Genomic DNA, 26968 nt, shown 5'->3' with positions numbered 1-26968 from the left:
TAGTTATCAACCAGGCAACACTGATCAGAGATACGCCGTCGCAATCCCTTTGCGTTCGTTCAGGCAGTCTTCTGCTCCTGCTTCGAACTCACGGCAGATCAGCGGGCGTTTCTCGTAGATCGTGCACATCATGGTGTTGCGATCCAGTGCTGCACACCAGCCGTCGTCCAGACGCAGCATGACCTCGCCACCCCACTCGTCGGTATCAATGTAGCGCTCAGGCACGCCCGTGTCGGTGATGAGCATCACTTCCAGTTGGCAACAGCAGGCTGCGCAGGTCGAGCAGGTGACTTCCGTTTCGCTGTGAATGTCTGCGAGCGGAATGAGCGTAGCGTTCAGAGCGTTTCTCCCGATTGTCTGGCTGCGCGTGCTGCCAGCCATTGCAGCAAGGGAAACAGCCCCGCCCAGACCAGCCCCAGCACCAGCATGCCAGGCCACACTCCGAGGGGAAGGTGGACCTGAGCCAGTTGTGAGCCGGCATAGTACGACATCGGGCCGCCAATAGCGCCCAGCACGGCGGCGCGCCATAGCGGCTTTGCGGTCCACGCCAGGCAATGATTGAGCGTCGTGCCCAGCACCGCCCACAATACCGCCAGCCACAGCGGCAGCAGGTAGCCGCCGCTGCCAAAGTCGAAAACGCCGAGTGTCATCAAGGCACTGTCGAGCACGATCCCGATTAACGTAACCGTCAGGATCAGCCGGCCTTCCGCTGCCCATGAGCTGGTCCACAGAAAATGCACCGCCAGCACGCCGACTGCAATCAGCAGCCAGTAACTGTTACCGCCCAATACGCAGGCGAACCAGCCGATCTGAAAGAGCAGCGCGTTGGCGATTGATTTAAGCATTGAAGCGCCCAAGCAAGGGTTCTCGCAGGGCATCGGGTTTGGCCAGGAGCAACTGCGCCGTACCGATGGTCCGCTCCAGAAAGCCGCCTTCGCAGTAGCACAGATAGAACTCCCAAAGGCGCAGGAAGTGTTCGTCGTAACCCAGTTCGGCCAGTTTGCCGTGCGCGTGTTTGAAGTTGTCGTGCCACAGGCGCAGCGTGCGCGCGTAGTGCAGGCCGAAATCTTCCATATGCAGCAGGTTCATGTCGGTATCGCTGCCGACAATGTCCAGCATCTTCGCCACCGAGGGCAGAGCACCACCGGGGAAGATGTAGCGCTGGATGAAGTCCACATTGCGTTTGGCCTGAGCATAACGTTGCTCGCGGATGGTGATCGCCTGCAGCAGCATCATGCCGTTGCTTTTGAGCAGATTCGCGCATTGCTTGAAGTACGTCGGCAGAAAACGATGGCCGACCGCTTCGATCATCTCGATGGACACCAGCTTGTCATATTCACCGGTCAGGTCCCGGTAGTCGGTCAGCAGCAGCGTGACGCGTTCCTGCAGGCCCAGTTCGATCAGGCGTTGCTCGGTGTAGGCGAACTGTTCTCTGGACAGGGTCGTGGTGGTCACCCGGCAGCCGTAATGCTGCGCAGCATAAATAGCCATGCTGCCCCAGCCTGTGCCGATTTCCAGCAGGTGATCTTCAGGTTTCAGGGCCAGCTTCTGACAGATGCGTTCCAGTTTATTCAACTGCGCCTGTTCCAGCGTGTCGTCCTCGCTGAGGAACTGTGCGGCGGAGTACATCATCGTCGGGTCGAGAAACTGCTCGAACAGCGTGTTGCCCAGGTCGTAATGGGCAGCGATGTTTTTCTGCGAGCCTTCGCGTGTATTGCGATTTAGCCAGTGCAGGGCATGAATGAACGGACGGGTCAGGCGAGCCACGCCGCCTTCCATTGCATCCAGCACATCCAGATTGCTGACAAATACCCGTACCACTGCCGTCAGGTCCGGGGTAGTCCAGTAGCCGTGAATAAACGCCTCGCCAGCGCCGATGGAGCCGTTGCTGGCAACCATGCCCCATGCTGCCGAATCAAGAATGTGGATTTCAGCCTGAATCAGCGCGTTGTTCTTGCCGAACACATGGCGCTCACCCCGTTCGATAACCACCAACTGGCCGTTGCGCAGTCCTGCTAATTGCCGTAACACACCTCGGCGCAGGATATTGGCCGTCAGACCATTGGTGCCCAGATTGGCAGAAAAACTACTGCTACTGCTTTTCATGGCGTGAGTCCTTGGTTTGCGCGGCGGCAGCACGGTACTCGCCGTCGGCGGCCTGATGAGAAAAAATGGGTATGCGCTTGACCAGCAGACGCATCGCCTGCCAGTAAATCGCCAGACAGGTTTTGGCGGTCATCCACGGGTAAGCGATCAGGTAACGATGCAGCGTCTGGCGGCTGAGGTTCTGGCGGGTCAGGTTGAGCGTGGCGTCGAACATTTTCAGCTCGCCTTGCCAGTCAGCCATGTGCACACCAATCCGCTCGGCGGGCTGGCTGAAGCTCATACGGTATTCAAGGTCGCGCGGCAAAAACGGTGAAACGTGAAAGGCCTTGGCCACCGCGAAATACTGATGTCCTTCACCTGTCGCGGGCAGCACATAGCTGTAGCGTTCGCCCCACGGTGTGTTGGTGACTTCACAGAGAATGCCTGCCAGTGTGCCGTCTGCCTCATGGCAGTAGAAAAAGCTTACCGGATTGAACGACAAGCCCCAGCTGCGTGCCTGGGTCAGCAGGCAGACACGACCTGATGGTACGCGGCCCAGCGCTTTGCCAACCTGCTCGCGGACCGCCTCTATGAGGCTCATGCCTTGCCCGGTCAGCGCTGGCAGGTAGTCACGTTCGCGGAACGAGAAGGGCGCGAAACGCTTGCTGCCAGCCAGTGGCGAAAGCCCCAGCACGCTGTCCTGTTCATCCAGATCCAGATAAAGCAGGCCTATCCGATAGGTGAACTCATGGGCACGCGGCGCAAATCGCCGGTGGCTGATCCAGCCACTGTAGAGCGCGCTGTTCACAGCGTTTCACCAAACGCCTGGGCGACACGCAAGCCGCTGACCACGCCGTCTTCGTGAAAGCCGTTGGCCCAGTACGCGCCGCAGTACGACGTGTGGTCGACGCCATTGATTTCTTCCCAGCGCGCTTGCGCGGCGATTGCATCAAGGCTGTATTGCGGGTGCGCGTAACGGTAGCGGCCGAGGATTTTTGTCGGGTCGATGGCAGCGGTCTGGTTGAGGCTGACGCAAAAGGTTGTGTCGCTGTCGATCCCTTGCAGGATGTTCATGTCATAAGTGACGGCTGCCGATTGCTGTTCGCTGCCGCCGAGCCTGTAGTTCCAGCTGGCCCAGGCCAGTTTGCGCTCGGGCAGCAGTCGTGTATCGGTGTGCAGCACCACGTCGTTTTCGGCATAGCGCAGTGCGCCGAGCACCGACTGCTCGGCACTTGACGGCTCAGCCAGCAGGGCCAGGGCCTGATCGCTGTGGCAGGCAAACACCACCTTGTCGAAGCGTTCGCTGCCCATGGCGCTGTGTAGCGTCACACCGTCGCTGTCGCGCTCGACCCGTGTAACCGGGCATGACAGACGAATCCGCTCGCGGAACGACGCCGTCAACGGTTCGACATAACTTCTGGAGCCACCTTCGATCACGCACCATTGCGGCCGATGGGTGACCGAGAGCAGGCCGTGATTCTTGAAAAAGCGCACGAAGAACTGCAGGGGAAAGCCGAGCATGTCGGCCAGCGACATCGACCAGATGGCCGCGCCCATGGGCACGATGTAATGATCGATGAAACGCTGCCCGTAGCCGCCGCTCTTCAGGTACTCGCCCAACGTGGTGTCGGCCGCGATACGCTGGTTTTCCAGGTCGTCGACCGATTGACGATTGAAACGCAGGATATCGCGCAGCATGCCCCAGAACCTGGGCGACAGCAGGTTGCTGCGTTGGGCGAACAGACTGTTAAGGTTGTTGCCGTTATATTCCACGCCAGTGCGCGGATCATGCACCGAAAAGCTCATTTCGGCGGGCTTGAAGCCAACACCCAGCTGACTCAGCAGGCGAATGAAATTGGGGTAGGTCCAGTCGTTGAATACAATGAAACCGGTGTCAATGGCGTAAGCCCGGCCTTCGACCTGCACGTCCACCGTATGAGTGTGCCCGCCGACCCAGTCGGAGGACTCAAACACTGTCACCTCATGCGCGCGGTTGAGCAGGTAGGCACTGGTCAGGCCAGCGATCCCGCTACCAATGACGGCGATTTTCATTGCGCATCCTTATTCGACGACTCGGTCCACGCCATACGTTTGCCGAGGGCCAGTCTGGCGCGTGCCGGGAGCATTGCCAGCGCGCGCATGCTGAAAATGAACAGCGCCGGGAACGCGATATCCAGTGGGCGTTTGTTGCGCCCCAGTTTGCTGGCGATATGTTTGGCGGCCTTCTCGACAGGCCAGCGCATCGGCATGGGGAAATCATTTTTCTGAGTCAGGGGCGTGTCGACGAATCCTGGGCTGACCACGGTCACGTCGATGTTCTCGCTGGCCAGGTCCAGACGCAGCGCTTCGAACAGATAACGCAGGCCGGCTTTCGAGGCGCCATAGGCTTCTGCGCGAGGTAGCGCCAGGTAGGTCACCGCACTGGCCACGCCGACCAGGTGCGGCTGATGCCCCTTGCGTAACAGCGGCAGTGCTTGCTCGATGCAATAACTGCTGGCCAGCAGGTTGGTGCGCACCACGCGCTCGACCATTGCCGCTTCGAACTGCCGCACGTCGATGTATTCACAGGTACCCGCGTTGAAGATGGCGGTGTCCAGCGCGCCCCATTGCTGCGCGATCAGGTCGGCCATGGCCTTGACCTGCGCAGGCTCGGTGATGTCGCCTGTCACCAGCAGCACCTGGGTCGGGTAAACAGTCGCCAGGTTCTGCAGCGGTTCAAGCGTACGGGCGGTCAACGCCAGCCGATGTCCTGCGTTGAGCAGTTCTTTGGCCAGCGCCAGACCAATGCCGCTGCTAGCTCCGGTCAACCAGATGCGTCGTGCAACAGGAGTGCTCATCCCAACCTCTTCTTCAGCCAATGGATGACTCGACCCATGATGGGCAGATGTTCGTAGAGCAATGCACCGGCATCGAAGTAATCCCGGTGTCGATAAACCTTGTCGTGCCACTTCAGGTGCGAACAGCCTTCGACACGAATCGTCCGGCCGCCAGCCAGGCGCGGGTGCGAATAGCTCATGGTCCAGACCAGATAGCCCTCGCCGGGGCGCACTTCATCGAAGGCATGAAAGTCGAAGTGCAGATCCTGGACGTTGGCATACAGCTCGTCGAAATAACGTCGCATGGCTGCAAGGCCATGGATGTCATGCATCGGGTCGCTGAACGACACGTCGTCGCTGTACAGCTCGGCGATCTGATCAAGGTTGTCCTTGTTCAGCGCGGCAAAACCTTCGGCGAAGCGATGCAGGAAATCAGTCATGTTCGATTCCCGCAGCGGGTTGGCGGGCCGGAAGCGCTTTGAACGCTGTCAGGGCGCGGGCGCGGCTTTTGCTCAGATCGACGATAGGTTTCGGGTAGTCGGCAGCGCCAAACAGGCCGCCGATGGACGCGGGGTCATGAATCTGCTTTTTATTCAGATCGGCGAGCTCCGGCAGCCAGCGTTTGATGAACACGCCTTCTGGGTCGAAGCGTTCCGACTGCGACAACGGATTGAAAATACGGAAGTAGGGCGCCGAGTCGGTGCCGGTGGACGAGCTCCACTGCCAGCCACCATTGTTCGACGCCAGGTCGCCGTCGATCAGGTGGCGCATGAAAAAGCGCTCGCCCTCGCGCCAGTCGATCAACAGGTTTTTGGTGAGGAACATCGCAACGACCATCCTTAGCCGATTGTGCATCCATCCGGTTTCCAGCAACTGGCGCATCGCTGCGTCAATAATCGGCAGACCGGTACGCGCCTCTTGCCACGCCAGCAGTTCTTCGGGGGCATCGCGCCACTTCAACGCCTCGGTTTCCGGGCGGAAGGCACGATGCCGTGATACACGAGGGTAGCCGACCAGCGTGTGTTTATAAAACTCTCGCCATAATAGCTCGTTGATCCAGGTCACAGTGCCAACGTCGCCGGTCTCGAATTCCCCCTGGTTGCTGCCCAGCGCCGCATGCAGGCACTGGCGCGGCGAAATCACCCCTGCCGCCAGATACGCTGACAGCTGACTGGTGCCGGGTTTGGCGGGAAAGTCGCGTTCGGTCTTGTAGTAACTGATTTGCGCGTCGGCGAAGGTCGCCATGCGCCGCCTGGCTTCGGCCTCGCCTGCTGGCCACAGGTCACGTAATGCTTTCGAGGGCGTGGCAAAGCCCTCGACCTGATCAGGGATCGAATCGCTCTTGATCGACAGTGATTGCTGCGCTTTGGGTGTGCGCACCGGCTGCGGCATGGCCTGGTGCATCCGGTTGTAGCAGACTTTCTTGAACTGAGTGAACACCTGGAAATAATTGCCGGTCTTGGTCAGTATGCTGCCCGGCTTGAACAACAGCTGATCAAGGTAACTGGTGACCTGCACACCGGCTTTTTCCAGCGCCTTTTGCACCGCCTGATCACGGCGTGTTTCGTTGATGCCGTATTCCTGATTGAGGTGCAGGCCTTCGACCTTGAACTGCGTGCACAGTGTCGACAGCACTTCAGGTGCCTGATCCCAGGTATCGGCCTCGCGAATCAACAGCGGTACGTTCAGCGCGCCCAGTGCCTTTTCCAGCTCGACCAGATTACGCAGCCAGAAATCCACCTTGCAGTCAGCGTCGTCGTGGCTGCGCCACTGTGCCGGGCTGAGCAGGTAAACCGCCAGCGTCGGACCGCGCTCCATGGCAGCGGTCAGGGCGGTATTATCGTGAACGCGCAGGTCGCTACGCAGCCAGATCAGTTGCATGAGAAGTCCTTAGATAAGTCCGAGCTTGCCCAGCTCTATCTGCGCGCCGAGTGCGTCGTGGGCAAGGGTCAGTCCAGCTATCTCGCTAGCCTGTACGAGCAGCTCGGCGTTATGGATCTGCACCGTTGGTCCGCTCAGCACCACGGGGCAGGTGATATTGGCCAGCAAGCGGGGTAGTTGGGCCACATTCAGGGCTTTGCTGGAGTACAGCAATATGCCACGTGGCTTAAGGTATTCCGCGGCCAGCGCCAGCTCACCGACCGGCAATGGCCAGTCGAACACCTCGACCGGGCAGTCGGCACTGCTCACCAGCCAGGCCGCGAGCCACAGGTGTGGTTCCAGCGGCAGATCGGACTGATTGACCAGCAGCAACGGGCTGCCATTGAGCTGGCGATTGTTGTGATAGATCCGCGCGCCAAACTTGCTGCGTAGCCAAGAGTAGAAAAAAGTGCGCTCCAGCTGTGCGCCGAACTTGCCTTGCCAGCGCTGCTCCAGTTCGGCAAGCAGCGGCAACAGCAGCTGTTCGCACAATGTGCGTGGCGGGTACAGCGACATCGCCTGATTGAACACGTCATCAACCCGGCGTTCAGCCAACTCGCCGATCGCCACCAGCAGGGTCTGACGCAAGGCGTCCCAGTCGTTGGTCGGCGGCAGGGCGTCCTGGCGGTTGTCATCGATCAGGCCTTTGACCTGGCTCACGGAAACGCCACGGTTGAGCCAGGTCAGAATCTTCATGACGCGCTGCACATGCTCGTCTGAATAAAGCCGGTGGCCTTTGGCGGTGCGGTGCGGGACGATCAGTCCGTAACGGCGTTCCCAGGCGCGCAAGGTAACGGCGTTGACGCCTGTCTGCCGTGCGACCTCGCGGATAGGCAGCCAGTCGCCCGGCACCTCTGTGTCTGTTTCATTCATGAGTCAAATCGCATTACGCAGGCTGAGGTTTTCCGGATGGGGCTGCATGTACACCTGCAGCGCTACATACGGATCCGGATGTTGGCGAAAGTGATGCTTGAGCAGGGTCAGCGGTACGATCAGGGGGACGATGCCCTGGTGATACTGGCTGATCACTTCCTGAATTTCCTGCTTGTCCTCGGCACTGATGGTTTGTTTCAAGTAGCCGCACAGGTGTTGCAGGACGTTGGTATGAGTGCGACGCGTTGCGCACTTCTTCAGCGCCGCCATCAGCTCGCTGAAATACAGCGGCGCGATTTCGTTCGGGTCGGTGCGGCCCATGCTGCCAAGCATTTTGCCCAGTGCCTTGTATTGCACCGGGTCATTGGCCATCAGCTGGTATTTGTAGCGCGAGTGAAATTCGGTCAGTGCACGCCGGGTGACGCCGTCTTTCAACAATTGCTGCCAGGCGGCATAGGCAAACACGCGGGTCACGAAATTTTCCCGCAGCACAGCGTCATTCAGACGCCCGTCTTCCTCGACCGGAAGGTTGGGGTGGCGCTCGCAAAAGGCCTGCGCGTAGATACCACGACCGCCACCGTCTACCGGGGCGCCGTTTTCGCGGTAGACCTTGACTCGCTCCAGGCCGCAGGACGGGGATTTCTGCATGAAAATGTAACCACAGATATCACCCAGCTCCTCGGCCATCTGTATGCCGTAATTGGCGAGCGCCTCGGTAACGTCCAGCTCACGATTGAGGGTGCCCAGCGCCTTGGGGTTTTCCGCGTCGCCCACCAGCCTGATCGGCTCGCGCGGGATGCCCATGCCGATAGCGACCTCGGGGCACGCCTGGACGAAATCAAAATACTTGCTCAGTGCCCGCGTGCACAGATGGGACTCCTTGTGGCCGCCATTGAAACGAACCTCGGCACCCATCAGGCAGGCACTGATGCCGAGCTTGGGTTTTTCGATTGCGGACATTGGCATCGGTCACCTCTACAGAAGACTTGTACAGATAGTTCGCGCTGTACAACTTGTCTTCATCATAGGGGGATAGGTGTACAAGTCAAATTCTTTGTAGAGGGTTTTGAAGACTGCTCTGAACTGGCCGGTGCCAAAGCTGCGTTCGCACGCATCCTGTGACGCAGAGCGTCACGAACTGCATGCCGACGCGGAGCATCGGCACGATAATCATCTGAATCCGGGCAAACCCGCTACTTCCAGCCCATCCGCCATGTATCCGCCTGCTGCAGCACCTGCCACGGCAGTCGTTCGCTGCGCTGGGTCAGCACGGCCTGCAGTTCGATTTCCAGCACAGTGCCTTCTTCATCCTTGAACAGCTCAGTCACCAGAAAATGTTTTTCCCGGTTGAGCGGGGTGGCTGCGGTCCATTTCGACAGCAGCAGTTTGCGAGGGTTGATCTGATTCATTGCAGGTGTTCCAGCAGTCGGCGTGCCGCTTCCTGGCCACTCAGCCAGGCGCCTTCGACGCGACCCGACAGGCACCAGTCGCCACAGACATAAATGCCCAGGTCGGCATCCGACAGCGCGCCCCATTCATGAGAGCCGGCAGGTCGTGCATACAGCCAGCGGTGCGCCAAGCTGAATACCGGCGCGGGCATGGCGCAGTCGATCAATTCCGCAAATGCGCCGTGCAAGTGTTCGATAACCTGTTCTCTGGAGGCGTCGAGGTTCTGCCGGCTCCATTGGCTGGTGGCGTGCAGGACCCAGCTATCGAGCGTATCGTCGCGCCCTGGTTTGCTGCGGTTGCGGGCCAGCCAGTCAAGCGGGCTGTCCTGCACGAAGCAACCCTGCATGGGCGTTTGCAAGGGTGTTTCGAAGGCCAGGGCCACTGCCCAGGTCGGGTCCATCTTGACGCCTGCCACGACACTTGCCAGCTTCGGTGCGGCAGCCAGCAGAGCAGTGGCCTGCGGCGCCGGGGTGGCGATGATCACATGGCTGAAAGGGCCGTGGTTTTCGCCTTCGGCATCCAGTAGGTTCCAGTGCTGCTCCCCGCGAAACACATCGGTGATGCGGCACGAGAATGACACTGGCAAGTCGCCGCGCATGGCCCGGGTGATGGCGCTCATGCCTGGCTCGCCCACCCAGCGCACCTGCTCATCCGGCGATGGGCTGAGCCTGCCGCCGTGAAAGTTGTAGAGCAAGGGCGTCCACTCGGCGACGTGCCCTTGAGCCTGCCATTGCTTCACGGCGGTGGCGAAACGCCGGTCACGAGCGGTGAAATATTGTGCACCCATGTCCAGCGAACCTGCGTCGCTGCGCTTGCTGGACATTCGACCGCCGCTGCCGCGGCTTTTGTCGAAAAGGTGCACCTGATGCCCGGCGGATGTAAGCGCCTGAGCTGCTGAGAGTCCGGCGATACCGGTACCGATGATTGCGATAGGGACAGTCATAGGGGCCTCGTTACCTTGTCTGTACAGACTACGCCGTAGTTAAAACCTGTACAATCTTCTTCTTTGGTATAACTTGCAGTGGTTTTGGAATTTGCCTGTTGAGTCACATTGCTGCTTTGAGGGTCGAACGGGGCAGCCATAAAGGCAAGGGCCTCATGGCTGCGCTCCATTAAGCTGTGGCCTATGGTTCAAATGACAGTTTCGTTTTCCGGACAAGCGTCACGGAGATCGTCACTGGTAAAAATAAGACTACTCAATTGTCACGTACGCCACGCGAGGTTATCTGCCATGCACATATTGCTGACCGGTGGTACTGGTTTGATAGGACGAGCGCTCTGCCGTTTCTGGTCTGCTCAGGGCCATGAACTGACGGTATGGAGCCGAAAACCCGCCGATGTCGCCGAGCTATGCGGCGCCTCGGTGCGTGGCATTGCCAGCCTTGATGAGCTGGGTGCGCAGCCGGTGGATGCAATCGTCAATCTGGCGGGCGCGCCTATTGCGGATCGCCCCTGGACCCGCAAGCGTCGCCTGCTGCTGTGGGAAAGCCGCATCGGGCTGACCGAACAACTGCTGACCTGGCTGGGCACCCGCTCGCAAAAACCTGCGCTGATGATTTCCGGTTCTGCGGTCGGCTGGTACGGCGACAGCGGCGAGCGTGAAATCGATGAAACTTCACTGCCTGCCAAAGAAGATTTTGCCAGTCAGCTGTGCAACGCCTGGGAAGAAACCGCGCAACGTGCCGAGTCGCTGGGTGTGCGCGTGGTGCTGATCCGTACCGGGCTGGTGCTGTCGGACCGCGCCGGCTTCCTGCAACGCCTGTTGCCGCCCTTCAAATTCGGCATGGGCGGGCCTATTGGCAATGGCAGGCAGTGGATGCCCTGGGTTCATATTGAGGATCAAATTGCGGCGATTGATTTTCTGTTGAATCTGAATGAAGCAAAGGGTCCTTATAATGTTTGTGCGCCATCACCGGTGCGCAATCGTCAGTTTGCCAAGGTATTGGCAGGTATTCTGCATCGACCGGCATTCATGCCCATGCCTGCGCTGGCCCTGAAAGTATTGCTGGGTGAGCTTTCGGTACTGCTGCTCGGTGGCCAGCGTGCCCGGCCAGAGCGTTTGCAGAAAGCCGGTTTCACATTCAAGTACACCGAACTCGACACTGCCCTGCAAGATTTGCTGGGTCGCCACTGAACGCTTTGAAATAGGATGTTGCATGACCGATCACGCTTTGTTGCTGGTCAATCTGGGTTCGCCTGCTTCTACTCAAGTGGCAGATGTGCGCAGCTATCTGAACCAGTTCCTGATGGATCCTTATGTGATCGACCTGCCGTGGCCCGTTCGCAGGCTGCTGGTCTCGCTGATTCTGATCAAACGACCAGAGCAGTCCGCGCATGCCTATGCGTCCATCTGGTGGGATGAAGGTTCGCCGCTGGTGGTGCTGAGCAAGCGCCTGCAGCAGGCGATGAAAAAAGAGTGGTCGCACGGGCCGGTCGAGCTGGCGATGCGCTATGGCGAGCCGTCTATCGAAACGGTGCTGACGCGCCTGTCAGAGCAGGGCTTCAAGAAAGTCACTCTGGCGCCGCTCTATCCGCAGTTTGCCGACAGCACAGTGACCACTGTGATCGAAGAGGCCAAGCGCGTGGTGCGCGCCAAATCGTTGAAGATGCAGTTCTCGGTTTTGCAGCCGTTCTACGATCAGCCTGAATACCTGAGTGCGCTGGTGGAGAGCGTGAGGCCGCATCTGGAACAACCTTACGACCACTTGTTGTTGAGTTTCCATGGTTTGCCCGAGCGGCATCTGCACAAGCTCGATCCGACCGGCAAGCACTGCCTCAAGGAAGATTGCTGCATGACCGCGCCTGCCGAAGTGCTTGCCACCTGCTACCGCGCCCAGTGCATACAATCGGCGGCGGCGTTCGCCAAGCGCATGGGCATTCCTGACGGCAAATGGTCTGTGTCGTTTCAGTCACGTCTGGGGCGTGCCAAGTGGATCGAACCCTACACCGAGGCGCGTCTCGACGAACTGGCTGCGCAGGGCGTGAAAAGGCTGCTGGTCATGTGCCCGGCATTCGTGGCTGACTGCATCGAGACCCTGGAAGAGATCGGCGACCGTGGTGCCGAGCAGTTCAAGGAAGCGGGGGGAGAGGAACTGGTGCTGGTGCCGTGCCTGAACGACGACCCCAACTGGGCGAAAGAGCTGAACAGACTATGCGAGCGCGCACCGCTGATGCTGTGATGCGCCGCACGCAATAGTCGCAGAACTATCGTTCCTCACGCTCCAGCGTGGGAACGCCTTGGGTGACGCTCTGCGTCACAGATCTGTGCAGCGCCACAGCTTCAAAATCGGACGCGAAGCGTCCAGAACGGCATGCCGACGCGGAGCGTCGCACGATAGTCAAACTATCGTGCCTCACGCTCCAGCCATTACAGCAACTGATCATCCGGCTTGTTGCGCTTCCAGCTGTCATGTCCTGGCAGGACCAGATTGAGGATGATCGCGGTGATGGCGCACAGGGCGATGCCCTTCAGGCCAAAGTCGTTCGGACCGTTGCCGGTGCCGATCAGTACGCCGCCGATCCCGAATACCAGCGTCACCGAGACGATGACCAGGTTGCGTGCTTCGGCCAGGTCGATCTTGTGGCGGATCAGTGTGTTCATCCCCACCGCTGCAATCGAACCGAACAGCAGGCACAGAATCCCGCCCATTACCGGCACCGGAATACTCTGCAGCAACGCACCGAACTTGCCGATGAATGCCAGTGTTATGGCGAAGAACGACGCCCAGATCATGATCTGCGGGTTGTAGTTCTTGGTCAGCATCACTGCGCCGGTCACTTCGGCGTAAGTGGTATTGGGCGGGCCGCCAAACAGGCCTGCCGCTGTCGTGGCGATGCCATCACCGAACAGCGTGCGATGCAGGCCCGGCTTTTTCAGGTAGTCGCGTCCGGTCACACTGCCGACTGCGATCACGCCGCCGATGTGCTCGATGGCCGGGGCCAGAGCAACCGGGACGATGAACAGAATCGCCTGCCAATTGAATTCCGGTGCGGTGAAGTGCGGCAGTGCCAGCCAGGCCGCGTCAGCAATCTTTTTAGTGTCGACTACGCCAAAGTAGAACGACAGCGCAAAGCCCACCAGCACACCTGAGATAATTGGCACCAGACGGAAAATGCCTTTGCCGAACACCGCCACGATCAGAGTCGTGAGCAACGCGGGCATCGAAATCAACATGGCGGTCTGATAAGGAATCAGCACTACGCCGTCGCCGGTCTTGCCCATCGCCATGTTGGCCGCAATCGGGGCCATGGCCAGACCGATGGAAATAATCACCGGCCCTATCACCACCGGAGGCAGCAGCCGGTCGATGAAACCTGTGCCCTTGATCTTCACCGCCAGACCGAGAAAGGTGTAGACGAAGCCTGCCGCCATCACGCCACCCATGGTCGCGGCCAGACCGAACTGGCCCTTGGCGAGGATGATCGGGGTGATGAACGCAAAGCTCGAGGCCAGAAACACCGGCACCTGACGCCCGGTGACAATCTGGAACAGCAATGTGCCAAGGCCTGCCGTAAACAGCGCCACGTTTGGATCGAGCCCGGTGATCAGCGGCATCAATACCAGTGCGCCAAAGGCCACGAACAGCATTTGCGCGCCGGAAAGAATCGTGCGCCACAGTGGATCGTTGAACTCCTGCTGCGTCATCGGGTTACGCGTCCTTCTGTTTGGTGCCGAAAATCTTGTCACCGGCATCGCCCAGGCCCGGAATGATGTAACCGTGTTCGTTCAGACGCTCGTCGATGGAGGCGGTATAGATCATCACGTCCGGGTGTGCCTTCTCTACGGCCGCGATGCCTTCAGGTGCCGCGACCAGAACCATCGCGCGGATTTCCTTGCAGCCAGCCTTCTTCAGCAGGTCAATGGTGGCGACCATCGAGCTGCCGGTGGCCAGCATCGGGTCGATGATCATTGCCAGGCGCTCGTCGATTTCCGGGACCAGTTTTTCTAGGTAAGTGTGTGCCTGCAGGGTTTCTTCGTTGCGGGCCACGCCGACCGCGCTGACCTTGGCACCCGGAATCAGGCTGAGGACGCCGTCGAGCATGCCGATACCGGCGCGCAGGATCGGCACGACAGTGATTTTCTTGCCCGCGATTTTCTCGACTGAAACCGTACCGGCCCAGCCCTGAATGTCGTAGTTTTCCAAGGTCAGGTCGGCGGTGGCCTCGTAGGTCAGCAGTGCGCCGACTTCCTGAGCCAGCTCACGAAAATTCTTGGTGCTGATGTCGGCACGGCGCATAAGGCCGAGTTTGTGGCGGATCAGTGGGTGACGGATCTCACGAATAGGCATGGGGAAAGGCTCCAGCGGGGCAAAAATCGGTCTAGGTTAATCTATTCAGCTGTTACTGTCTTAAAGCACGTGCAGTATCGTTACGGAGCTTCGACGTTCGCGGCTTTTGCAAGACACTCGCAACGTTAGTCCAGAATCACTTGCTCTGGCTTGAACGGATGCGTACCTTTGCCCGCTTTTCTCAAACTGCCTTACCTGGAGAGCGTCATGTCCGCTGATCTCGAGCATATCCGTCAAATCATGCGCGAAGCCGACTGCCTGTACACCGAGGCCGAAGTGGATGCTGCCATTGCCCGCGTCGGCGCGCAGATCAATGCCGAACTGGCCGAACGCAACCCGGTTGTGTTCTGCGTGATGAATGGCGGCCTGATTTTCTCTGGCAAGCTGCTGACTCATCTGAATTTCCCGCTGGAAGCGTCCTACCTGCACGCAACACGCTATCGCAACGAAACCACTGGCGGCGATCTGTTCTGGAAAGCCAAACCCGAAGTCTCGTTCATCGACCGTGACGTGCTGATCATCGACGACATCCTCGATGAAGGTCACACCCTGGGCGCCATCATCGACTTCTGCAAACACGCCGGTGCCCGCGCTGTGCACACTGCCGTGCTGATCGATAAAGACCACGACCGCAAGGCCCGCCCGGACCTGAAAGCCGACTACGTAGGTCTTCCATGCATCGACCGTTACATCTTCGGTTTCGGTATGGACTACAAAGGCTACTGGCGTAATGCTGCCGGCATCTATGCCGTCAAAGGGATGTAAGGCATTCTGACGACCGCTTCTGCAAAAAGGAGCGGTTGTCGATTCGCAATTATCTGGAAACCCTCAATGAAGCTACTGATTCCCGGCGCTTTTGTGTTGGTGCTGTTGTCTGGTCTGGCAGTTGCTGCACCTGCTGCGCCGGTATCGGCCAGCCCGATGCATGAGCAATATCTGCCGCCTGATGACCTGAGCCTGCGTGAGGGTGCGCCCGAGCAGCAACAGTTGATGCGTGTCACCGAATACACCATCGTTGCCGGTAACCAGCGGCAATCCAGCCAGCAGCCGATTCCGGTTACTTCCCCGCTGTCGTTGCGCCTCAAAGGCAAGTCGCTGAACAAGGGCGCGTCCATTTCACAGGTGCTTGTGCACTTTGATGGTGGCGACAGCAAAAGCCTGAAAAAACCGACCTACGACGAGCCAACCAGCACCCTGACGCTTTATTACCCACTGGCCCAGTACCGCGTGCTGGTCGACTTGCTGCGCAACGAGAAGGTTTATTGCCAGTTCCTCAGTTATGCCAACGGGCATATCTGGGCCGATTTGCATACCACCTCTGCACGTGCGCGTTGAGCGCTGTGCTTGCCGAGGGGTAAACTGCCCGCCCGTGAAAGTGTCTGCGACCTGCTGGAGCCTGTAATGCGTAAAGATAAGAAGCAGCTGATTGGCGATGAGATCGGCGATGAGCAGATCAAACTGTTCCTCGACTTCGAGCCGTATGATGCTACCTCGCCGTCGCTGCACAAACTGATCAAGGCCTACCGTGGGCTGCGCATCAACGATTTTGAACGCTTTCTGGTGTTCTTCAGAGAGGCGGGCCACGACTTCGATGGCAAGGACGAGCACGGCAATGACTTCATTGCCCTGATCAAGGATCAGCGTAATGCCGATGAATACATCGAACTGATCGAAAAAGCCCGTAGTTAAAACCTGAATTTGGCTGAAACGCTTTTCAGGTGGGAGCGAACTTGTTCGCAAAGGCTTTATTTCGGACGATAAATCCTTTGTGAATGACGCGCCTCTTCACGAGCAAGCTCGCTCCCACAGTAATATGTATTATCAGTTAATCAACCAACGTTTCAGCCCTATTTGCGCGCCTGATACGCCTTGCCGTAATGCCGTTCCAGCCTGGACTGCAACAGCTCCAGGCCGATCGACATGATCCAGTACAGCACCGCTGCGGTGGTCAGCATTTCGATGTATCGATAGCTGGAGCGGCCATACGACTGGGCCAGAAACATCACCTCCCAGACGCCCATCACTGAAATCAGTGACGAATCCTTGAGCATGGAGATGAACTGGTTGGTGGTCGGCGGAATGATCGTGCGCATGGCCTGGGGCAGGGTGACGCGCCAGAATATCTGCGCAGGGCGCAATGCCAGGGCCAGTGCGGCTTCTCGCTGTCCGGCTGCGACGCCGATGATTCCAGCGCGAAAAATCTCGCTCAGGTAAGCCCCGTAGTTGAGCGACAACGCGATGACGCCCGCCGTGATGGCGCCGGGCACGATGCCCAGTTGCGGCAAGCCGAGATAGATCAGCAGAATCTGGATCAGCAGCGGCGTGCCGCGAAAGAACGACGCATAAAAGCTGGCGATGCCGAACGCCACCGCGCTGCTGGAAAGCCGCGCGAGTGCCGTGACAAAGCCGAGCGCCACCGAGACCACGATCGAGCACACTGACACGAACAATGTCAGCGCCGCGCCCTGCAGAAAGCCGTTGGGGGCCAGATGCAGCCCGATCAGATTCGGCAGTTTGTCGAGGATGATCGACAGCTTCAGATCGAAACTCAGAAAGAAGCCGGCGAACAGCGCGAACATGACCAGCCAGGTCAGGTACAGCCGCGTACGGAAACCGAAAACTCGCTTGAGCAGGCCTTGATCAGCCTGCTCGGGTGGGCGCTGGGGCTGGAAAGAAGTCATTTGCTGATATCAGCACCGATCCACTTTTGCGACAGCTTGCTCAGCGTGCCGTCTTTCTTGAGTTCGGCGAACACTTCGCGAACCTTGGCGTCCCATTCCGGGTCGTCCTTTTCGATGGCCACGGAGTTGGGTTCTTCGTACAGCGTTTCGCCTGCCAGCTTGAAGCGCTTGTCCTGGTCCAGACGCGGTTTTGCCGTCACCAGATTGGTCAGTATGGCGTCCAGCCGCTTGCCAGCGCCCAGCCCCAGGTCTTGAAACGCCACATTGTCGTTGTCGTACGGGGCAATCTGCACGTCGTCGAACGGGTACTGCAGTGGCTTGTCTTCCGCACCATCGATGACCAGATTCTTGTTCAGGTAGCTTTCGTAGCTTGAGGCGCTGGTCAGGCCGACTTTCTTGCCGCTCAGGTCTTTGGCCGAATGAATGCGATCATCCGAGGCGTTGACCACAATCACCGCAGGCGATGCGTAATACTCGACCGGGAAGTTGAAGACTTCAGCGCGTGCCTTGCTCGGGGTCATCGAGCATACGCAGATGTCGTAACGGCCGCTCCAGTGGCCTGCGGCGATGACATCCCAGGAGGGCGTTTCGAGGCGCAACTTGACGCCCAGCTTTTGCGCCACGGCCTTGGCGACATCCACGTCGAAACCGTCCAGTTCGTTCTTGTCATTCAGGAAAGAGAAGGGCGGGTAACTTTCCATCAGGACGTTGACCAGCTCTTTGTTTTTCTGCACGCGATCCAGCGTGGCACCGGCCAGGGCTTGAGTGGAGGCAGCCAGAGTGACCAGGCCAATGCCCAGCAGAGCGCGATAATTCACAGATATCCCCTGAAAAAAGTGTTTGTAGTTTGATTAAAGGGCCGTATTAAATACGTTATACAAGACTGACTCATAATGAGTTTTTTTCATATACATATAAGCAGATCACATATGACGCAAGGCACAACTGTAATTCTTGATGGCGGCATGGGCCGTGAACTGCAGCGTCGCGGTGCCCCGTTTCGCCAGCCTGAATGGTCGGCTCTGGCATTGAGCGAGGCACCTGAGGCCGTCAGTGCGGTACACGCCGCTTACATCGAAAGTGGTGCTCAGGTCATCACCAGTAACAGCTATGCCGTCGTGCCTTTCCATATTGGTGAAGAGCGCTTTGCCCGTGAAGGTCAGGCATTGGCTGCGCTGGCCGGGCAACTGGCGCGTGAGTCGGCCGACGCTTCTGGCGGACGTGCACAGGTGGCAGGTTCCATTCCTCCATTGTTCGGCTCCTATCGCCCTGACCTGTACAAGCCGGAGCTGGCCGCCGATGTCCTGAGGCCGCTGGTGGCCGGCTTGTCGCCGTATGTCGATCTGTGGCTGGCCGAGACGCAAAGCTGCATTCTTGAAGCGCAAACCATCCGCGCCGGGCTGCCCAATGACGGCAAACCGTTCTGGTTGTCGTTTACCCTTCAGGATGAAGACACCGATGAGGTGCCGCGTTTGCGTTCAGGCGAGCCCGTTGCCGACGCGGCAAAGGCTGCCGCCGGGATGGGCGTGGCGACGCTGCTGTTCAATTGCAGCCAGCCAGAGGTGATCGGCGGTGCAATCGATGCGGCGCGTGAGGTGTTCAAAGCCCTGAACGTCGACATTGCCATTGGTGCCTACGCCAACGCTTTCCCGCCGCAACCCAAGGACGCCAAGGCCAACGACGGTCTGGATGAGCTGCGCGAAGACCTTGACCCGCAGGGTTATCAACAGTGGGCGGCAGATTGGGTAACGCGCGGTGCCACACACATCGGCGGCTGCTGCGGAATTGGTCCGGAGCACATCGCTGTATTGTCCAAAAGCCTCTGACTGACATTCGCAACAAAAAGCCCCGTGACTCGGCAGAGCCACGGGGCTTTTTGTTTATACAGCGTGTCAGATGCGCAGGGCTCTCATGGCACCGCAATCAGCTCAGGCGAAACTCTGTTCCTGACTGCTTTTCTCGATCAGCTCCAGCGCCTCGTCATTCTGGGCGCTGATGCGGTTATACAACTGCGCGTCGGTTTCGAGGATCTTTTCCCGAGCCGGGAAAATCTCGTCGAGTTTGGCAGCCCACTCGGTTCGGGTTTTCTCCGGGAAGCAGCGTTCCAGCAGTTCCAGCATGATCGACACGGTGACAGAAGCCCCCGGCGAAGCACCCAGCAGGGCGGCCAGTGAGCCGTCCTTTGCGGACACCAGCTCGGTACCGAATTGCAGCACGCCGCCTTTTTTTGCATCTTTCTTGATGATCTGCACCCGCTGGCCGGCAATTTCGAGACGCCAGTCTTCGGCTTTCGCTTCCGGATAGAAGCGGCGCAGCGATTCCAGGCGTTGCTCCATCGATTGCATCACTTCGCTGACCAGGTACTTGGTCAGGTCCATGTTGTCACGGGCCACTGCCAGCATCGGTTTGATGTTGGCGACGCGTACCGATAACGGCAGGTCGAGAAACGAACCGTGCTTGAGGAACTTGGTGGTGAAGCCGGCATACGGTCCGAACAGCAGGGACTTCTTACCGTCGACGACGCGGGTGTCCAGGTGCGGCACCGACATGGGCGGCGAACCCACGGCTGCCTGGCTATAGACCTTGGCCTGATGGTGTTTGACCACTTCCGGGTTGTCGCAACGCAGCCACTGGCCGCTCACCGGGAAGCCACCAAAACCCTTGCTCTCTTCGATGCCCGACAGTTGCAGCAGCGGCAATGCTGCGCCACCTGCACCGAGGAATACGAATTTGGCATCTATCTCACGTGTGCCGCCGCCATTCACGTCCTTGACGCTCACTGTCCAGCCTGCGCCGTTGCGGGTCAGGTTGGTGACCCGGCTGCGGTACTTGATCTGCGTGCCCGGAGCGCTGGACAGATGGCTGAGCAGTTGATTGGTCAGTGCGCCAAAATTGACGTCGGTGCCGTTCATCATGCGTGTTGCGGCAATTCTTTCATCAGCAGGCCGCCCAGGCATCATCAGCGGCATCCACTCGGCCAGCTTTGCCTTGTCTTCGGTGTATTCCATCGACGAGAAGGCGTGATGCTTGCTCATGGCTTCAAAACGGGTCTTGAGGAACGAGATGCCGTTTTCGCCTTGCACAAAGCTCAGGTGCGGGACCGGATTGATGAAGGAACGGGCTGAACCGAAGGTGCCTTTGCGCGCCAGGTAAGCCCAGAACTGTTTCGAGACTTCGAACTGGGTGTTGATGTGCACCGCTTTCTTGATGTCGATGGAGCCATCAGCCGCAGGCGGCGTGTAGTTCAGCTCGCACAGACCAGCGTGGCCGGTACCGGCGTTGTTCCACGGGTTGGAACTCTCCGCAGCACCGGAGTCCATCAGCTCAACGACTTCCAGCTTGAGGCCGGGGTCGAGCTCCTTGAGCAATACCGCCAGAGTGGCACTCATGATGCCCGCTCCGACCAGTACTACGTCGACTGCTTCGTTATGCGCCATTAACGCGTCTCCAAAATCTGCAGCACCAAATTGACGGCATACGATCCTGAGGCTGGTTGCCAGGTGTTCGGGGTCTGGATCAAAAGGGTGCCCTCGCTTTCCTGGCCAGGATCGCCTGACCGATTCTTCGCAATTTTCCGCATCTAAAGCGCAGGTCCCGGTCAGGCCCGGTCATGGTTCATCAATGTTTCATGAACGCATTTCCAGGCCTGCAAGGCCATTCGACCATCGTCAGAGAGCCCATCGCCCGATGGGCTCCTGTCGATGGCGTCAGGCTCCGGTCATGGAGGCGCAGTCGCGGTCAGTCCTGTTCAAGAGAGCCGGTTCAGAGGCTGATGGTGCATTTACAAACGCGTACCTATTCATTTGCTCGCCACACTCTTGTGAAGTAGTGAAACCCGTTTTTCACGTCCTTTTGGGAACGTGAACCAAACCTCAAAATGGCTGCGATGACAGCGCTGGCAGGTCAGGGGCACCAAGAGTGAGGCGCTGGCGGGCGAGAAAGGTTCGATACGATTCGAGCATTCTTCACCTTTCATCGAGCACACTCGTGCGCACATGACCTGTATGGGCGGCTCTCTGTGGGCAGTACGAAGGCGCTAATACGGCGATTAGCAATGCTGCGAGGCCCGATCAGGAGACGTCCTTATAATCGGGGGGAGATTATAGCGATGAAATGGCAGGAATTGATCGCTTTAAATGACTTTTATTCGCTGTCGGGTCAGGCGGTGAGCAGCTGGCCGCGCGTTGAACGCGCGCTACGCTGCGCCACTCGGGCGCTGGCGGGCAGTGGCTGGTTCAGCCAGGCAAGTCGTTGCTCGTTCACTTCCACCCATTCGACGCCAGACGGGCGTTGCGCACAATGCTTGAATGCGCGGCAGATGCCCGTCTGATCAATGCGTGCGTAATGGCGATGCTGGTGGCGTGTGGTGAACAAAGACCGGAACAGATTCATGGCGCAGCTCCTGTGACGTGGATGAGCGTCTGTGCGATGAGGGCGAGTCTGCCGACTGGATGTGACGCCCTGATTACACTGCGCTGCACGAATCATTGCCTGAGCTGCTGCCTGAACCCCGAGACGTGCCGAATGTCCGAGGCTTAACGGTCAGCGCCCTCTGGTTAGCGGCTGTTGCTGGCCGCTATACTGCGGCACATTCAGTGTCTGGCCCATGGAGAAATGAGCATGCTGCGTCGCATTTTGTTCGGTTTGCTTGCTGTAAGCAGTTTGACCCTGGTGGGCTGTGCCCACAGTCCGCAACAACTCAGCCCCACTCCCAAGCTCAACGCACAGCTTGCGGCCGTAGGACGTGGTCAGCCTGTGGTGGTGCGCGTAGTCGATGGCCGTCCTGGCCCGACGCTGGGCACGCGTGGCGGTATGTACCCGGAAACCAGCGCCATCAGCGTCAACGGTGCGGATATCGTTCCCAAGCTCCAGGCTCAGGCCGAGGCGGCAGTACGCCTGTTGGGCTTTACGCCGACTCAGGGTGGCAACGCTCCGCAGTTGACCGTGACCCTGGCAGACTTGAAGTACCAGTCGCCCAAAGAAGGTCTGTACGTGACTGAAGCCACCATCAGCTCGACATTCCGCGCTGACGTACGCAATAACGGTCGCAGCTACAGCGGGCGTTACGCAGCATCGCTGGATCAGCGTTTCGGCATGGCTCCGAACCAGGAAACCAACACCAAGCTGGTGAGTGACGTGTTGAGCGATGCACTGACCCGCGTCTTCCAGGACCCGACCATCGGTTCGACCCTGGCGCAGTAAGCTTCAGCGCTAGACAAAAAGCCCGGCCCTTGTTGAAGGGGCCGGGCTTTTATTTTTCCGGGGGTTGCGTCTTGGCAAGCGCAGGCTGGATGGAAGCGGGGTTGCCACCAGGTACGAAACTCATGGCTATGCTCTTTGTGTCGCCTTTTTATGGTTTGCATTTAGTATGCTGTCCCAACTGCAACGGAAGGTGTTTTCCATATGCTTGGCCAGATGACGAAACCGGAGAAAATATTGTGAGGCTCGACACACTGCGAATGCAGAACTATCGCTGCTTCGGTGAATTCGAGATCGACTTCGATCCGCATCTGACCATACTTATTGCCTCCAACGGAGGCGGAAAAACCACTATTCTTGATGCCGCTCGAGTTGCGCTGTGGCCTTTCGTCAAGGGTTTTGATCTTGGCGGTCAGACAGGAAAATCCGCCACTATTCAGATTGAAGATGTGCGACTGGCCCAATTCGGCAGTGGCAATATGGAGTCGCAGGTACCCAGCGTTATCGAGGCAAAGGGCGTCTGGTGGGAAAGCGCCGTTGAAAGTAGCTGGGTGCAGCAGCGCGTCAGCCTGAAAAAGTCCACTAACACTATTGGCGATGCTGGATCGAAAGCACTGACTTCGTACGGTAAGTCGCTTCAGGACCGTGTGCGAAGCGATGCACATGTCACTCTGCCAATGGTGAGTTACCTTGGCACTTCCAGGCTATGGTTCGAGGGACGCTTCAGTTCGGCGGCGGCTCAGACAACACTCGATAAAAGTGAGTACTCCAGAACGTCCGCATACCTAAATTGCCTGTCTTATTCATCCAGTTTCAAGACCTTCACCGCATGGTACATCTGGATGTACCGCAGCTATCGTGAAGCTCAGTTGATAGCTCTGGAGCGCGATGAAGAAATGTCTGATGCCGGGCAGCGCTTTGAGAAAATCATCTCAGCTGTCAAAGAAGCCATCGACAGGTTGATAAAGGCTCCTACGGGGTGGCACAGACTGGAATACAGTGCCAGTCATCAACAGCAACTGGTTATGCATCATCCGGACCAGGGGGTTTTACCTGTCGAAATGCTTAGCGATGGGCTGCGTAACACTATCGCCATGGTTGCGGACCTCGCTTTTCGTGCCTGCAAACTCAACCCGCACCTCGGCGAGAGGGCGCCCTTGCAAACGCCAGGTATCGCCTTGATTGATGAAGTGGATATGTTTCTGCATCCCTTCTGGCAACAGACGATAGTCGGTTCATTACGTGCGGCTTTTCCCGCCATGCAGTTTATTGTCACCACCCACAGTCCGCAGGTGTTGAGTACAGTCCGACGCGAAAATATTCGGGTGATCGGTAAAGATGCCCAAGGGCGTTTGATTGCATCCCGGCCCCTTGCCATGACCTACGGTGAACCGAGCAACAGCGTGCTGCGAAGCGTGATGCAGGTCGATCCGCAGCCTCCGGTGGATGAAAAGCCGGGCCTGCTACAACTCACGGAATGGGTGGACAAAGGTCGCTATGACGAACCACAGGCGATCTTGCTGATGCAGCAGATAACGGAGGCTCTCACTGAACAACACCCTCAACTGCAGCGCCTGCAGCGCAGCATAAAGCGGCAGAAGGCATTGAGGGGATGAGGTCAGTGCACAAGCGGGGAGGAGGACCTTATCAGTTGGCGCGTTCACATCGCAGCCCACCTGCTACCAGCGACACTTCCACAAGCCGGTGGAGTAGTTTTGGCTACAAGGCTCAGGTACTGGGCTGTCTTTTGGAGGAGCAGTACGGATTATGTTGCTATAGCGAAATTCGACCTGACCGGGTTGGCCTGAGTTTCCATATAGAGCACGTCGAAAACAAGAGCCAAAACCCTCAGCGTACTTTTGACTACAACAACCTCGCTGCCTGCGCGCTGGACAGTCAGAGCGATCTGGAGGTATTGAAAATACAGGGCGCTGAGGTATTTGGTGGGCACGCGTCAGGTAAGTCGAAAGGGGTCGACATGGCTCGCTTCGTTTCGTGTCACATGCCCGACTGTTCGCGCTTCTTCGCCTATTTGTCTGACGGCCGTGTAGTGCCTGCTGACGGGTTGTCACCGGAGGAAGTTGACCGAGCTGAATACACCATCGGCCTGCTGAACCTTAACAGCCCTTATCTCCAAGGCTTGCGACAATCCTGGTGGGATGAGCTGGAAGCTCTTTTTGAAGAGCATGTTAATCAAAATATGAGTCTGCATTGTCTGGCGGGGATTGATCTCATCCCTGTGGGGGCGAACTTAAGTCAGTTTTTCAGCATTACCCGGAATTTTTTCGGAGGTATCGCTGAAGAGGTCCTTGAGCAAGAGGCTGGTCGCTGGTAAAAAAAACTCGACCCCATCATCCTGTGATAGCGGCAAAGTGATAAAAAAGCCCGGCCTTTTTTGAACGGGGCGGGCTTTTTGCTTTCTGATGTGTGCCCTGAGGTAGGGCTCAAGCTGCCTGCTGATAAAAATCCAGAAAACTGAAACCGGTGTTCTGATCCATATCCGGCAGGTCATGATGAACGTGCCCGCCCAGTGCACAATAGACCAGCCAGTGGCGGTCCTGAACGTTGAAGGCCAGACCGTCGATCAACTCCTGCTGTTCATCGCTCTGGGCGATGAGGTAAAGGCGATCCTGATTTTTTGCGTGCAGCATGACAAGCTCCAAAAAGAGGGAAGTCCGTTTCTCGAGGAGCCACACAATGAGGGTGTCACGTTACGCTTGGGTGACAGCGGCAGCGAATTGTCATGCGGGATGTTTCGGGGGCTGCATGAATATGCGGAGCACGGACATGATACGTGCTCTCCCGTACACCTATCGTTCCTCACGCTCCAGCGTAGGAATGCCTTGGGTGACGCTCTGCGTCACGGCGCGCTGACGAGCGTCCAGAACGGCGTACCCACGCGGAGCATGGGCACGATAGACGTTCCGGTTCTTAAAGCGCCAACCCGGCCTTGACCCGATATTGGTTGCGTACCGGTGTCGCGTACTGCTGAATCAGGTAAGGGCGATGCTCGGTCGGCACGCCTGCCAGGCGACCTTCCCATTCATCTTTGGCGCGTTCGAGTTCGTCGGCCGCAAACACTGCGGACGCTGGCGGTACGTCGAGGCTCGGGTCGGCGTCGCTCCATTGCGCGTACGCCAGGTAATGCACCGGGAACAGACGATAGCCGCCTAGAATCTGCCGGTCCATTTCGATAGCCAGCTGCTTGGTGTCCTCAAAGTGCTCGGTGATCGGCGGCGCGAAGTTCACATGCACGCGACCTTTATAGCCAGTGATGCCCAATGCAATGCTCACGTCGTCTTCGCCCGGCGTCTTGGTGTATGAGCCGGTGGTCGCACGAATGTACAGCTCGCGCGCTTTGGCGCTGTCGCACGGATCGTACTCATAGCTGATCGACACCGGGATCAGGTTCAGCGAACGAATCACGTCGCCAAACGGTTCATCCTTGCGGCTCATGTGGAACATCTTGAGGATCGCCGACTCGGTGCGGTCGTCACCATCCTTCGCGCGGCCTTCGGCCTGGGCGATCCAGATGGACTGGCAATCCTTGGTGATCGAGTGGTTGATATACGCCGACAGCAATTGGTAAGCCGCCATTTTCTCGCGCCGCCCTATAATCGAACGGTGAACGATGAAGCTCTTGTTCAGGCGCATCAGATCGCTGACAAACGGCTTTTGCAGCAGGTTGTCGCCAATGGCAATGCGCGGAGTTGGCAGGCCTGCGTGGTACACGGCATAGTTGACGAACGCCGGGTCCATGACGATATCGCGGTGGTTGGCCAGAAACAGATAGGCACAACCGGACTTGAGCTGCTCGACGCCGGTGTAGGTGACTCCGTCCGTGGCGCGCTCAATGGTGTGGTCGACGTAATATTCGACTTTGTCCTGCAGCGTGGCGACCGAGTCGATACCGGCAAACTCGCGACGCAGCTTGCGCGCCAGGGTCGGCTGCAGCAGCCAGCCGAATGCGCCCGCCAGGCGGGGAAAACGGAATCGGGTCAGAATTGCGAGAAAGGCTTTGTCGCTCAGCAGGCGTGCCAAGACGGCGGGGACTTCTGCATCGTTGTACGGTCGGATGGCATCAAATTCGCCCATCATGCTCTCTTGTTGGAATCGGATAGGGTAAAAAGAAGACGTACTTGTTAAAACAGCCTTCTGAAGAATGGGGCAATTATACGCATAACTGATCCCGGAGACCGTGATGCAGGAATTACAGAGTTACGACTGCCCTTATTGCGGCGAACCTGTCGAGGCCGTACTGGACCTGTCCGGTGGCGATCAACAGTACATTGAAGACTGTCCGGTCTGTTGCCGCCCGATCATTTTCGATCTGCAGACCGACGGCGAAGACTGGAACCTGGATGTTCGCAGCGAGAACGAGTGATGCAAAAGATCTACGAGCCCGAGAACCTCATGGAGGCCGAGTTGCTGCTGGCGATGCTCGCCAGCGAAGGCATCGAGGCGCATCTGGCCGGTCGCGACCTGCTCGGTGCGATGGGCGAGCTGCCGGGGCTGGGGCTTCTGGCGCTCAAGGTCGACGACGCACAGGTCGAACAGGCACGCGAGCTGATCACTGCGTACAATAGCGCTTCGCCCTTGTCTGGCGATGAGCCGGACGACTTTCCCGATGTACTGGTGTGCTGAGCACCTTCAATAG

Annotated in this window: 31 protein-coding genes; 11 read left to right on the top strand and 20 right to left on the bottom strand. The window is 58.3% G+C overall.

What is annotated here, in order from left to right; all coding sequences use genetic code 11:
* Positions 1-24 precede the first annotated feature (24 nt).
* The 12 genes from RYC18_RS12500 to RYC18_RS12445 all read right to left on the bottom strand — a co-directional run bounded on the left by RYC18_RS12500 (position 25) and on the right by RYC18_RS12445 (position 10086).
* The gene (locus RYC18_RS12500) at positions 25-381 is read right to left on the bottom strand and encodes a YkgJ family cysteine cluster protein (protein ID WP_044294123.1); all 357 of its coding nucleotides are present in this window, start codon (positions 379-381) and stop codon (positions 25-27) included.
* Positions 336-845: a DUF2878 domain-containing protein gene (locus RYC18_RS12495; RefSeq protein WP_002552155.1), complete on the bottom strand. Its 510-nt coding sequence runs from the start codon at positions 843-845 to the stop codon at positions 336-338. The genes RYC18_RS12500 and RYC18_RS12495 overlap by 46 nt, the downstream gene beginning before the upstream one ends.
* Positions 838-2106: an SAM-dependent methyltransferase gene (locus RYC18_RS12490; RefSeq protein ID WP_005746219.1), complete on the bottom strand. Its 1269-nt coding sequence runs from the start codon at positions 2104-2106 to the stop codon at positions 838-840. Before RYC18_RS12490 ends, RYC18_RS12495 begins: the two co-directional genes overlap by 8 nt.
* Positions 2093-2893, bottom strand: coding sequence for a DUF1365 domain-containing protein (locus tag RYC18_RS12485; protein ID WP_004663913.1), 801 nt, complete (start codon positions 2891-2893; stop codon positions 2093-2095). Before RYC18_RS12485 ends, RYC18_RS12490 begins: the two co-directional genes overlap by 14 nt.
* A complete protein-coding gene (locus RYC18_RS12480) occupies positions 2890-4137 on the bottom strand; it encodes an NAD(P)/FAD-dependent oxidoreductase (RefSeq protein WP_005746217.1) in 1248 nt (415 codons plus the stop codon). The genes RYC18_RS12485 and RYC18_RS12480 overlap by 4 nt, the downstream gene beginning before the upstream one ends.
* Entirely contained in the window at positions 4134-4922 is a 789-nt protein-coding gene (locus RYC18_RS12475) for an SDR family NAD(P)-dependent oxidoreductase (protein WP_316886170.1), read from the bottom strand. The genes RYC18_RS12480 and RYC18_RS12475 overlap by 4 nt, the downstream gene beginning before the upstream one ends.
* Entirely contained in the window at positions 4919-5341 is a 423-nt protein-coding gene (locus tag RYC18_RS12470; protein ID WP_005746214.1) for a nuclear transport factor 2 family protein, read from the bottom strand. Before RYC18_RS12470 ends, RYC18_RS12475 begins: the two co-directional genes overlap by 4 nt.
* A complete protein-coding gene (gene phrB / locus RYC18_RS12465) occupies positions 5334-6782 on the bottom strand; it encodes a deoxyribodipyrimidine photo-lyase (protein ID WP_005746213.1) in 1449 nt (482 codons plus the stop codon). Before phrB ends, RYC18_RS12470 begins: the two co-directional genes overlap by 8 nt.
* Before the next feature lie 9 nt (positions 6783-6791).
* Positions 6792-7694 (bottom strand): MerR family transcriptional regulator, encoded by a 903-nt coding sequence (locus tag RYC18_RS12460; RefSeq protein WP_005733601.1) that lies wholly within the window; start codon positions 7692-7694, stop codon positions 6792-6794.
* Between the two features lie 3 nt (positions 7695-7697).
* Positions 7698-8654 carry a YbgA family protein gene (locus RYC18_RS12455; protein ID WP_005746211.1) on the bottom strand — a complete coding sequence of 319 codons (957 nt, stop codon included), beginning with the start codon at positions 8652-8654 and terminating at the stop codon, positions 7698-7700.
* 233 nt (positions 8655-8887) lie between these two features.
* Positions 8888-9103 (bottom strand): TIGR02450 family Trp-rich protein, encoded by a 216-nt coding sequence (locus RYC18_RS12450; protein WP_002552164.1) that lies wholly within the window; start codon positions 9101-9103, stop codon positions 8888-8890.
* A complete protein-coding gene (locus RYC18_RS12445) occupies positions 9100-10086 on the bottom strand; it encodes an NAD(P)/FAD-dependent oxidoreductase (protein WP_004660400.1) in 987 nt (328 codons plus the stop codon). The genes RYC18_RS12450 and RYC18_RS12445 overlap by 4 nt, the downstream gene beginning before the upstream one ends.
* 288 nt (positions 10087-10374) lie before the next feature.
* On the opposite strand from RYC18_RS12445, the gene RYC18_RS12440 reads away from it, so the two are divergent.
* Both RYC18_RS12440 and hemH read left to right on the top strand, forming a co-directional pair.
* A complete protein-coding gene (locus tag RYC18_RS12440) occupies positions 10375-11277 on the top strand; it encodes a TIGR01777 family oxidoreductase (protein WP_316886169.1) in 903 nt (300 codons plus the stop codon).
* A gap of 22 nt (positions 11278-11299) precedes the next feature.
* Positions 11300-12322, top strand: a complete 1023-nt coding sequence (gene hemH, locus RYC18_RS12435) for a ferrochelatase (protein WP_002552167.1) — start codon at positions 11300-11302, stop codon at positions 12320-12322.
* Positions 12323-12510: 188 nt separating this feature from the next.
* Here hemH and RYC18_RS12430 read toward each other — a convergent pair whose 3' ends face one another.
* Entirely contained in the window at positions 12511-13788 is a 1278-nt protein-coding gene (locus tag RYC18_RS12430) for a uracil-xanthine permease family protein (protein WP_002552169.1), read from the bottom strand.
* Between the two features lie 4 nt (positions 13789-13792).
* Positions 13793-14431: a uracil phosphoribosyltransferase gene (gene upp / locus RYC18_RS12425; RefSeq protein ID WP_002552170.1), complete on the bottom strand. Its 639-nt coding sequence runs from the start codon at positions 14429-14431 to the stop codon at positions 13793-13795.
* Between the two features lie 207 nt (positions 14432-14638).
* Here upp and RYC18_RS12420 point away from each other — a divergent pair, with 207 nt between their 5' ends.
* From RYC18_RS12420 to RYC18_RS12410, 3 genes are all read left to right on the top strand, one after another.
* Entirely contained in the window at positions 14639-15196 is a 558-nt protein-coding gene (locus tag RYC18_RS12420) for a hypoxanthine-guanine phosphoribosyltransferase (protein ID WP_002552171.1), read from the top strand.
* Positions 15197-15262: 66 nt separating this feature from the next.
* On the top strand, positions 15263-15766 hold the full coding sequence (locus tag RYC18_RS12415; RefSeq protein WP_005746210.1) for a hypothetical protein: 504 nt from the start codon (positions 15263-15265) through the stop codon (positions 15764-15766).
* Positions 15767-15832: 66 nt separating this feature from the next.
* The gene (locus RYC18_RS12410; RefSeq protein ID WP_002552173.1) at positions 15833-16120 is read left to right on the top strand and encodes a PA4642 family protein; all 288 of its coding nucleotides are present in this window, start codon (positions 15833-15835) and stop codon (positions 16118-16120) included.
* Between the two features lie 158 nt (positions 16121-16278).
* Here the strand turns inward: RYC18_RS12410 and RYC18_RS12405 are convergent, their stop codons facing one another.
* Positions 16279-17112: an amino acid ABC transporter permease gene (locus tag RYC18_RS12405; protein WP_316886168.1), complete on the bottom strand. Its 834-nt coding sequence runs from the start codon at positions 17110-17112 to the stop codon at positions 16279-16281.
* Positions 17109-17930 (bottom strand): ABC transporter substrate-binding protein, encoded by an 822-nt coding sequence (locus tag RYC18_RS12400; protein WP_002552174.1) that lies wholly within the window; start codon positions 17928-17930, stop codon positions 17109-17111. The genes RYC18_RS12405 and RYC18_RS12400 overlap by 4 nt, the downstream gene beginning before the upstream one ends.
* Before the next feature lie 111 nt (positions 17931-18041).
* Here RYC18_RS12400 and RYC18_RS12395 point away from each other — a divergent pair, with 111 nt between their 5' ends.
* On the top strand, positions 18042-18938 hold the full coding sequence (locus tag RYC18_RS12395; protein ID WP_054083671.1) for a homocysteine S-methyltransferase family protein: 897 nt from the start codon (positions 18042-18044) through the stop codon (positions 18936-18938).
* Between the two features lie 102 nt (positions 18939-19040).
* On the opposite strand, the gene mqo is transcribed toward RYC18_RS12395, so the two are convergent.
* Together mqo and RYC18_RS12385 are read right to left on the bottom strand one after the other, a co-directional pair.
* Positions 19041-20549 carry a malate dehydrogenase (quinone) gene (mqo, locus tag RYC18_RS12390; protein WP_117139489.1) on the bottom strand — a complete coding sequence of 503 codons (1509 nt, stop codon included), beginning with the start codon at positions 20547-20549 and terminating at the stop codon, positions 19041-19043.
* 721 nt (positions 20550-21270) lie between these two features.
* Positions 21271-21504 carry a hypothetical protein gene (locus RYC18_RS12385; protein ID WP_004659896.1) on the bottom strand — a complete coding sequence of 78 codons (234 nt, stop codon included), beginning with the start codon at positions 21502-21504 and terminating at the stop codon, positions 21271-21273.
* Positions 21505-21732: 228 nt separating this feature from the next.
* Here RYC18_RS12385 and RYC18_RS12380 point away from each other — a divergent pair, with 228 nt between their 5' ends.
* From RYC18_RS12380 to RYC18_RS12370, 3 genes are all read left to right on the top strand, one after another.
* On the top strand, positions 21733-22314 hold the full coding sequence (locus RYC18_RS12380; protein ID WP_002552178.1) for a YajG family lipoprotein: 582 nt from the start codon (positions 21733-21735) through the stop codon (positions 22312-22314).
* A gap of 122 nt (positions 22315-22436) precedes the next feature.
* Positions 22437-23927 carry an AAA family ATPase gene (locus RYC18_RS12375; RefSeq protein WP_316886167.1) on the top strand — a complete coding sequence of 497 codons (1491 nt, stop codon included), beginning with the start codon at positions 22437-22439 and terminating at the stop codon, positions 23925-23927.
* Between the two features lie 35 nt (positions 23928-23962).
* Positions 23963-24646, top strand: coding sequence for a retron system putative HNH endonuclease (locus RYC18_RS12370; RefSeq protein ID WP_223886626.1), 684 nt, complete (start codon positions 23963-23965; stop codon positions 24644-24646).
* Positions 24647-24755: 109 nt separating this feature from the next.
* Here the strand turns inward: RYC18_RS12370 and RYC18_RS12365 are convergent, their stop codons facing one another.
* Both RYC18_RS12365 and RYC18_RS12360 read right to left on the bottom strand, forming a co-directional pair.
* Complete coding sequence (locus tag RYC18_RS12365) at positions 24756-24962, bottom strand: hypothetical protein (protein WP_002552179.1); 207 nt, start codon at positions 24960-24962, stop codon at positions 24756-24758.
* A 280-nt stretch (positions 24963-25242) separates the two neighbouring features.
* Positions 25243-26406, bottom strand: coding sequence for a 1-acyl-sn-glycerol-3-phosphate acyltransferase (locus RYC18_RS12360; protein ID WP_010192881.1), 1164 nt, complete (start codon positions 26404-26406; stop codon positions 25243-25245).
* Between the two features lie 106 nt (positions 26407-26512).
* Between RYC18_RS12360 and RYC18_RS12355 the strand changes: the two genes are divergently transcribed.
* The gene (locus tag RYC18_RS12355) at positions 26513-26695 is read left to right on the top strand and encodes a CPXCG motif-containing cysteine-rich protein (RefSeq protein WP_002552181.1); all 183 of its coding nucleotides are present in this window, start codon (positions 26513-26515) and stop codon (positions 26693-26695) included.
* On the top strand, positions 26695-26955 hold the full coding sequence (locus tag RYC18_RS12350; protein WP_002552182.1) for a DUF2007 domain-containing protein: 261 nt from the start codon (positions 26695-26697) through the stop codon (positions 26953-26955). The genes RYC18_RS12355 and RYC18_RS12350 overlap by 1 nt, the downstream gene beginning before the upstream one ends.
* Positions 26956-26968 lie beyond the last annotated feature (13 nt).

It is taken from the genome of Pseudomonas syringae group sp. 247E2 (genome assembly GCF_032587795.1).
Taxonomy (GTDB): domain Bacteria; phylum Pseudomonadota; class Gammaproteobacteria; order Pseudomonadales; family Pseudomonadaceae; genus Aquipseudomonas; species Aquipseudomonas amygdali.
This window is presented reverse-complemented; position numbering and strand designations above follow the sequence as displayed.

Excerpts from the sequence above, each read along its gene's own strand:
- RYC18_RS12500 (WP_044294123.1), bottom strand. The coding sequence starts at position 381 with ATGGCTGGCAGCACGCGCAGCCAGACAATCGGGAGAAACGCTCTGAAC.
- RYC18_RS12495 (WP_002552155.1), bottom strand. The coding sequence starts at position 845 with ATGCTTAAATCAATCGCCAACGCGCTGCTCTTTCAGATCGGCTGGTTC.
- RYC18_RS12490 (WP_005746219.1), bottom strand. The coding sequence starts at position 2,106 with ATGAAAAGCAGTAGCAGTAGTTTTTCTGCCAATCTGGGCACCAATGGT.
- RYC18_RS12480 (WP_005746217.1), bottom strand. The coding sequence starts at position 4,137 with ATGAAAATCGCCGTCATTGGTAGCGGGATCGCTGGCCTGACCAGTGCC.
- RYC18_RS12475 (WP_316886170.1), bottom strand. The coding sequence starts at position 4,922 with ATGAGCACTCCTGTTGCACGACGCATCTGGTTGACCGGAGCTAGCAGC.
- RYC18_RS12470 (WP_005746214.1), bottom strand. The coding sequence starts at position 5,341 with ATGACTGATTTCCTGCATCGCTTCGCCGAAGGTTTTGCCGCGCTGAAC.
- phrB (WP_005746213.1), bottom strand. The coding sequence starts at position 6,782 with ATGCAACTGATCTGGCTGCGTAGCGACCTGCGCGTTCACGATAATACC.
- RYC18_RS12460 (WP_005733601.1), bottom strand. The coding sequence starts at position 7,694 with ATGAATGAAACAGACACAGAGGTGCCGGGCGACTGGCTGCCTATCCGC.
- RYC18_RS12455 (WP_005746211.1), bottom strand. The coding sequence starts at position 8,654 with ATGTCCGCAATCGAAAAACCCAAGCTCGGCATCAGTGCCTGCCTGATG.
- RYC18_RS12450 (WP_002552164.1), bottom strand. The coding sequence starts at position 9,103 with ATGAATCAGATCAACCCTCGCAAACTGCTGCTGTCGAAATGGACCGCA.
- RYC18_RS12445 (WP_004660400.1), bottom strand. The coding sequence starts at position 10,086 with ATGACTGTCCCTATCGCAATCATCGGTACCGGTATCGCCGGACTCTCA.
- RYC18_RS12440 (WP_316886169.1), top strand. The coding sequence starts at position 10,375 with ATGCACATATTGCTGACCGGTGGTACTGGTTTGATAGGACGAGCGCTC.
- hemH (WP_002552167.1), top strand. The coding sequence starts at position 11,300 with ATGACCGATCACGCTTTGTTGCTGGTCAATCTGGGTTCGCCTGCTTCT.
- RYC18_RS12430 (WP_002552169.1), bottom strand. The coding sequence starts at position 13,788 with ATGACGCAGCAGGAGTTCAACGATCCACTGTGGCGCACGATTCTTTCC.
- upp (WP_002552170.1), bottom strand. The coding sequence starts at position 14,431 with ATGCCTATTCGTGAGATCCGTCACCCACTGATCCGCCACAAACTCGGC.
- RYC18_RS12420 (WP_002552171.1), top strand. The coding sequence starts at position 14,639 with ATGTCCGCTGATCTCGAGCATATCCGTCAAATCATGCGCGAAGCCGAC.
- RYC18_RS12415 (WP_005746210.1), top strand. The coding sequence starts at position 15,263 with ATGAAGCTACTGATTCCCGGCGCTTTTGTGTTGGTGCTGTTGTCTGGT.
- RYC18_RS12410 (WP_002552173.1), top strand. The coding sequence starts at position 15,833 with ATGCGTAAAGATAAGAAGCAGCTGATTGGCGATGAGATCGGCGATGAG.
- RYC18_RS12405 (WP_316886168.1), bottom strand. The coding sequence starts at position 17,112 with ATGACTTCTTTCCAGCCCCAGCGCCCACCCGAGCAGGCTGATCAAGGC.
- RYC18_RS12395 (WP_054083671.1), top strand. The coding sequence starts at position 18,042 with ATGACGCAAGGCACAACTGTAATTCTTGATGGCGGCATGGGCCGTGAA.
- mqo (WP_117139489.1), bottom strand. The coding sequence starts at position 20,549 with ATGGCGCATAACGAAGCAGTCGACGTAGTACTGGTCGGAGCGGGCATC.
- RYC18_RS12385 (WP_004659896.1), bottom strand. The coding sequence starts at position 21,504 with ATGAATCTGTTCCGGTCTTTGTTCACCACACGCCACCAGCATCGCCAT.
- RYC18_RS12380 (WP_002552178.1), top strand. The coding sequence starts at position 21,733 with ATGCTGCGTCGCATTTTGTTCGGTTTGCTTGCTGTAAGCAGTTTGACC.
- RYC18_RS12375 (WP_316886167.1), top strand. The coding sequence starts at position 22,437 with ATGGCTATGCTCTTTGTGTCGCCTTTTTATGGTTTGCATTTAGTATGC.
- RYC18_RS12365 (WP_002552179.1), bottom strand. The coding sequence starts at position 24,962 with ATGCTGCACGCAAAAAATCAGGATCGCCTTTACCTCATCGCCCAGAGC.
- RYC18_RS12360 (WP_010192881.1), bottom strand. The coding sequence starts at position 26,406 with ATGGGCGAATTTGATGCCATCCGACCGTACAACGATGCAGAAGTCCCC.
- RYC18_RS12355 (WP_002552181.1), top strand. The coding sequence starts at position 26,513 with ATGCAGGAATTACAGAGTTACGACTGCCCTTATTGCGGCGAACCTGTC.
- RYC18_RS12350 (WP_002552182.1), top strand. The coding sequence starts at position 26,695 with ATGCAAAAGATCTACGAGCCCGAGAACCTCATGGAGGCCGAGTTGCTG.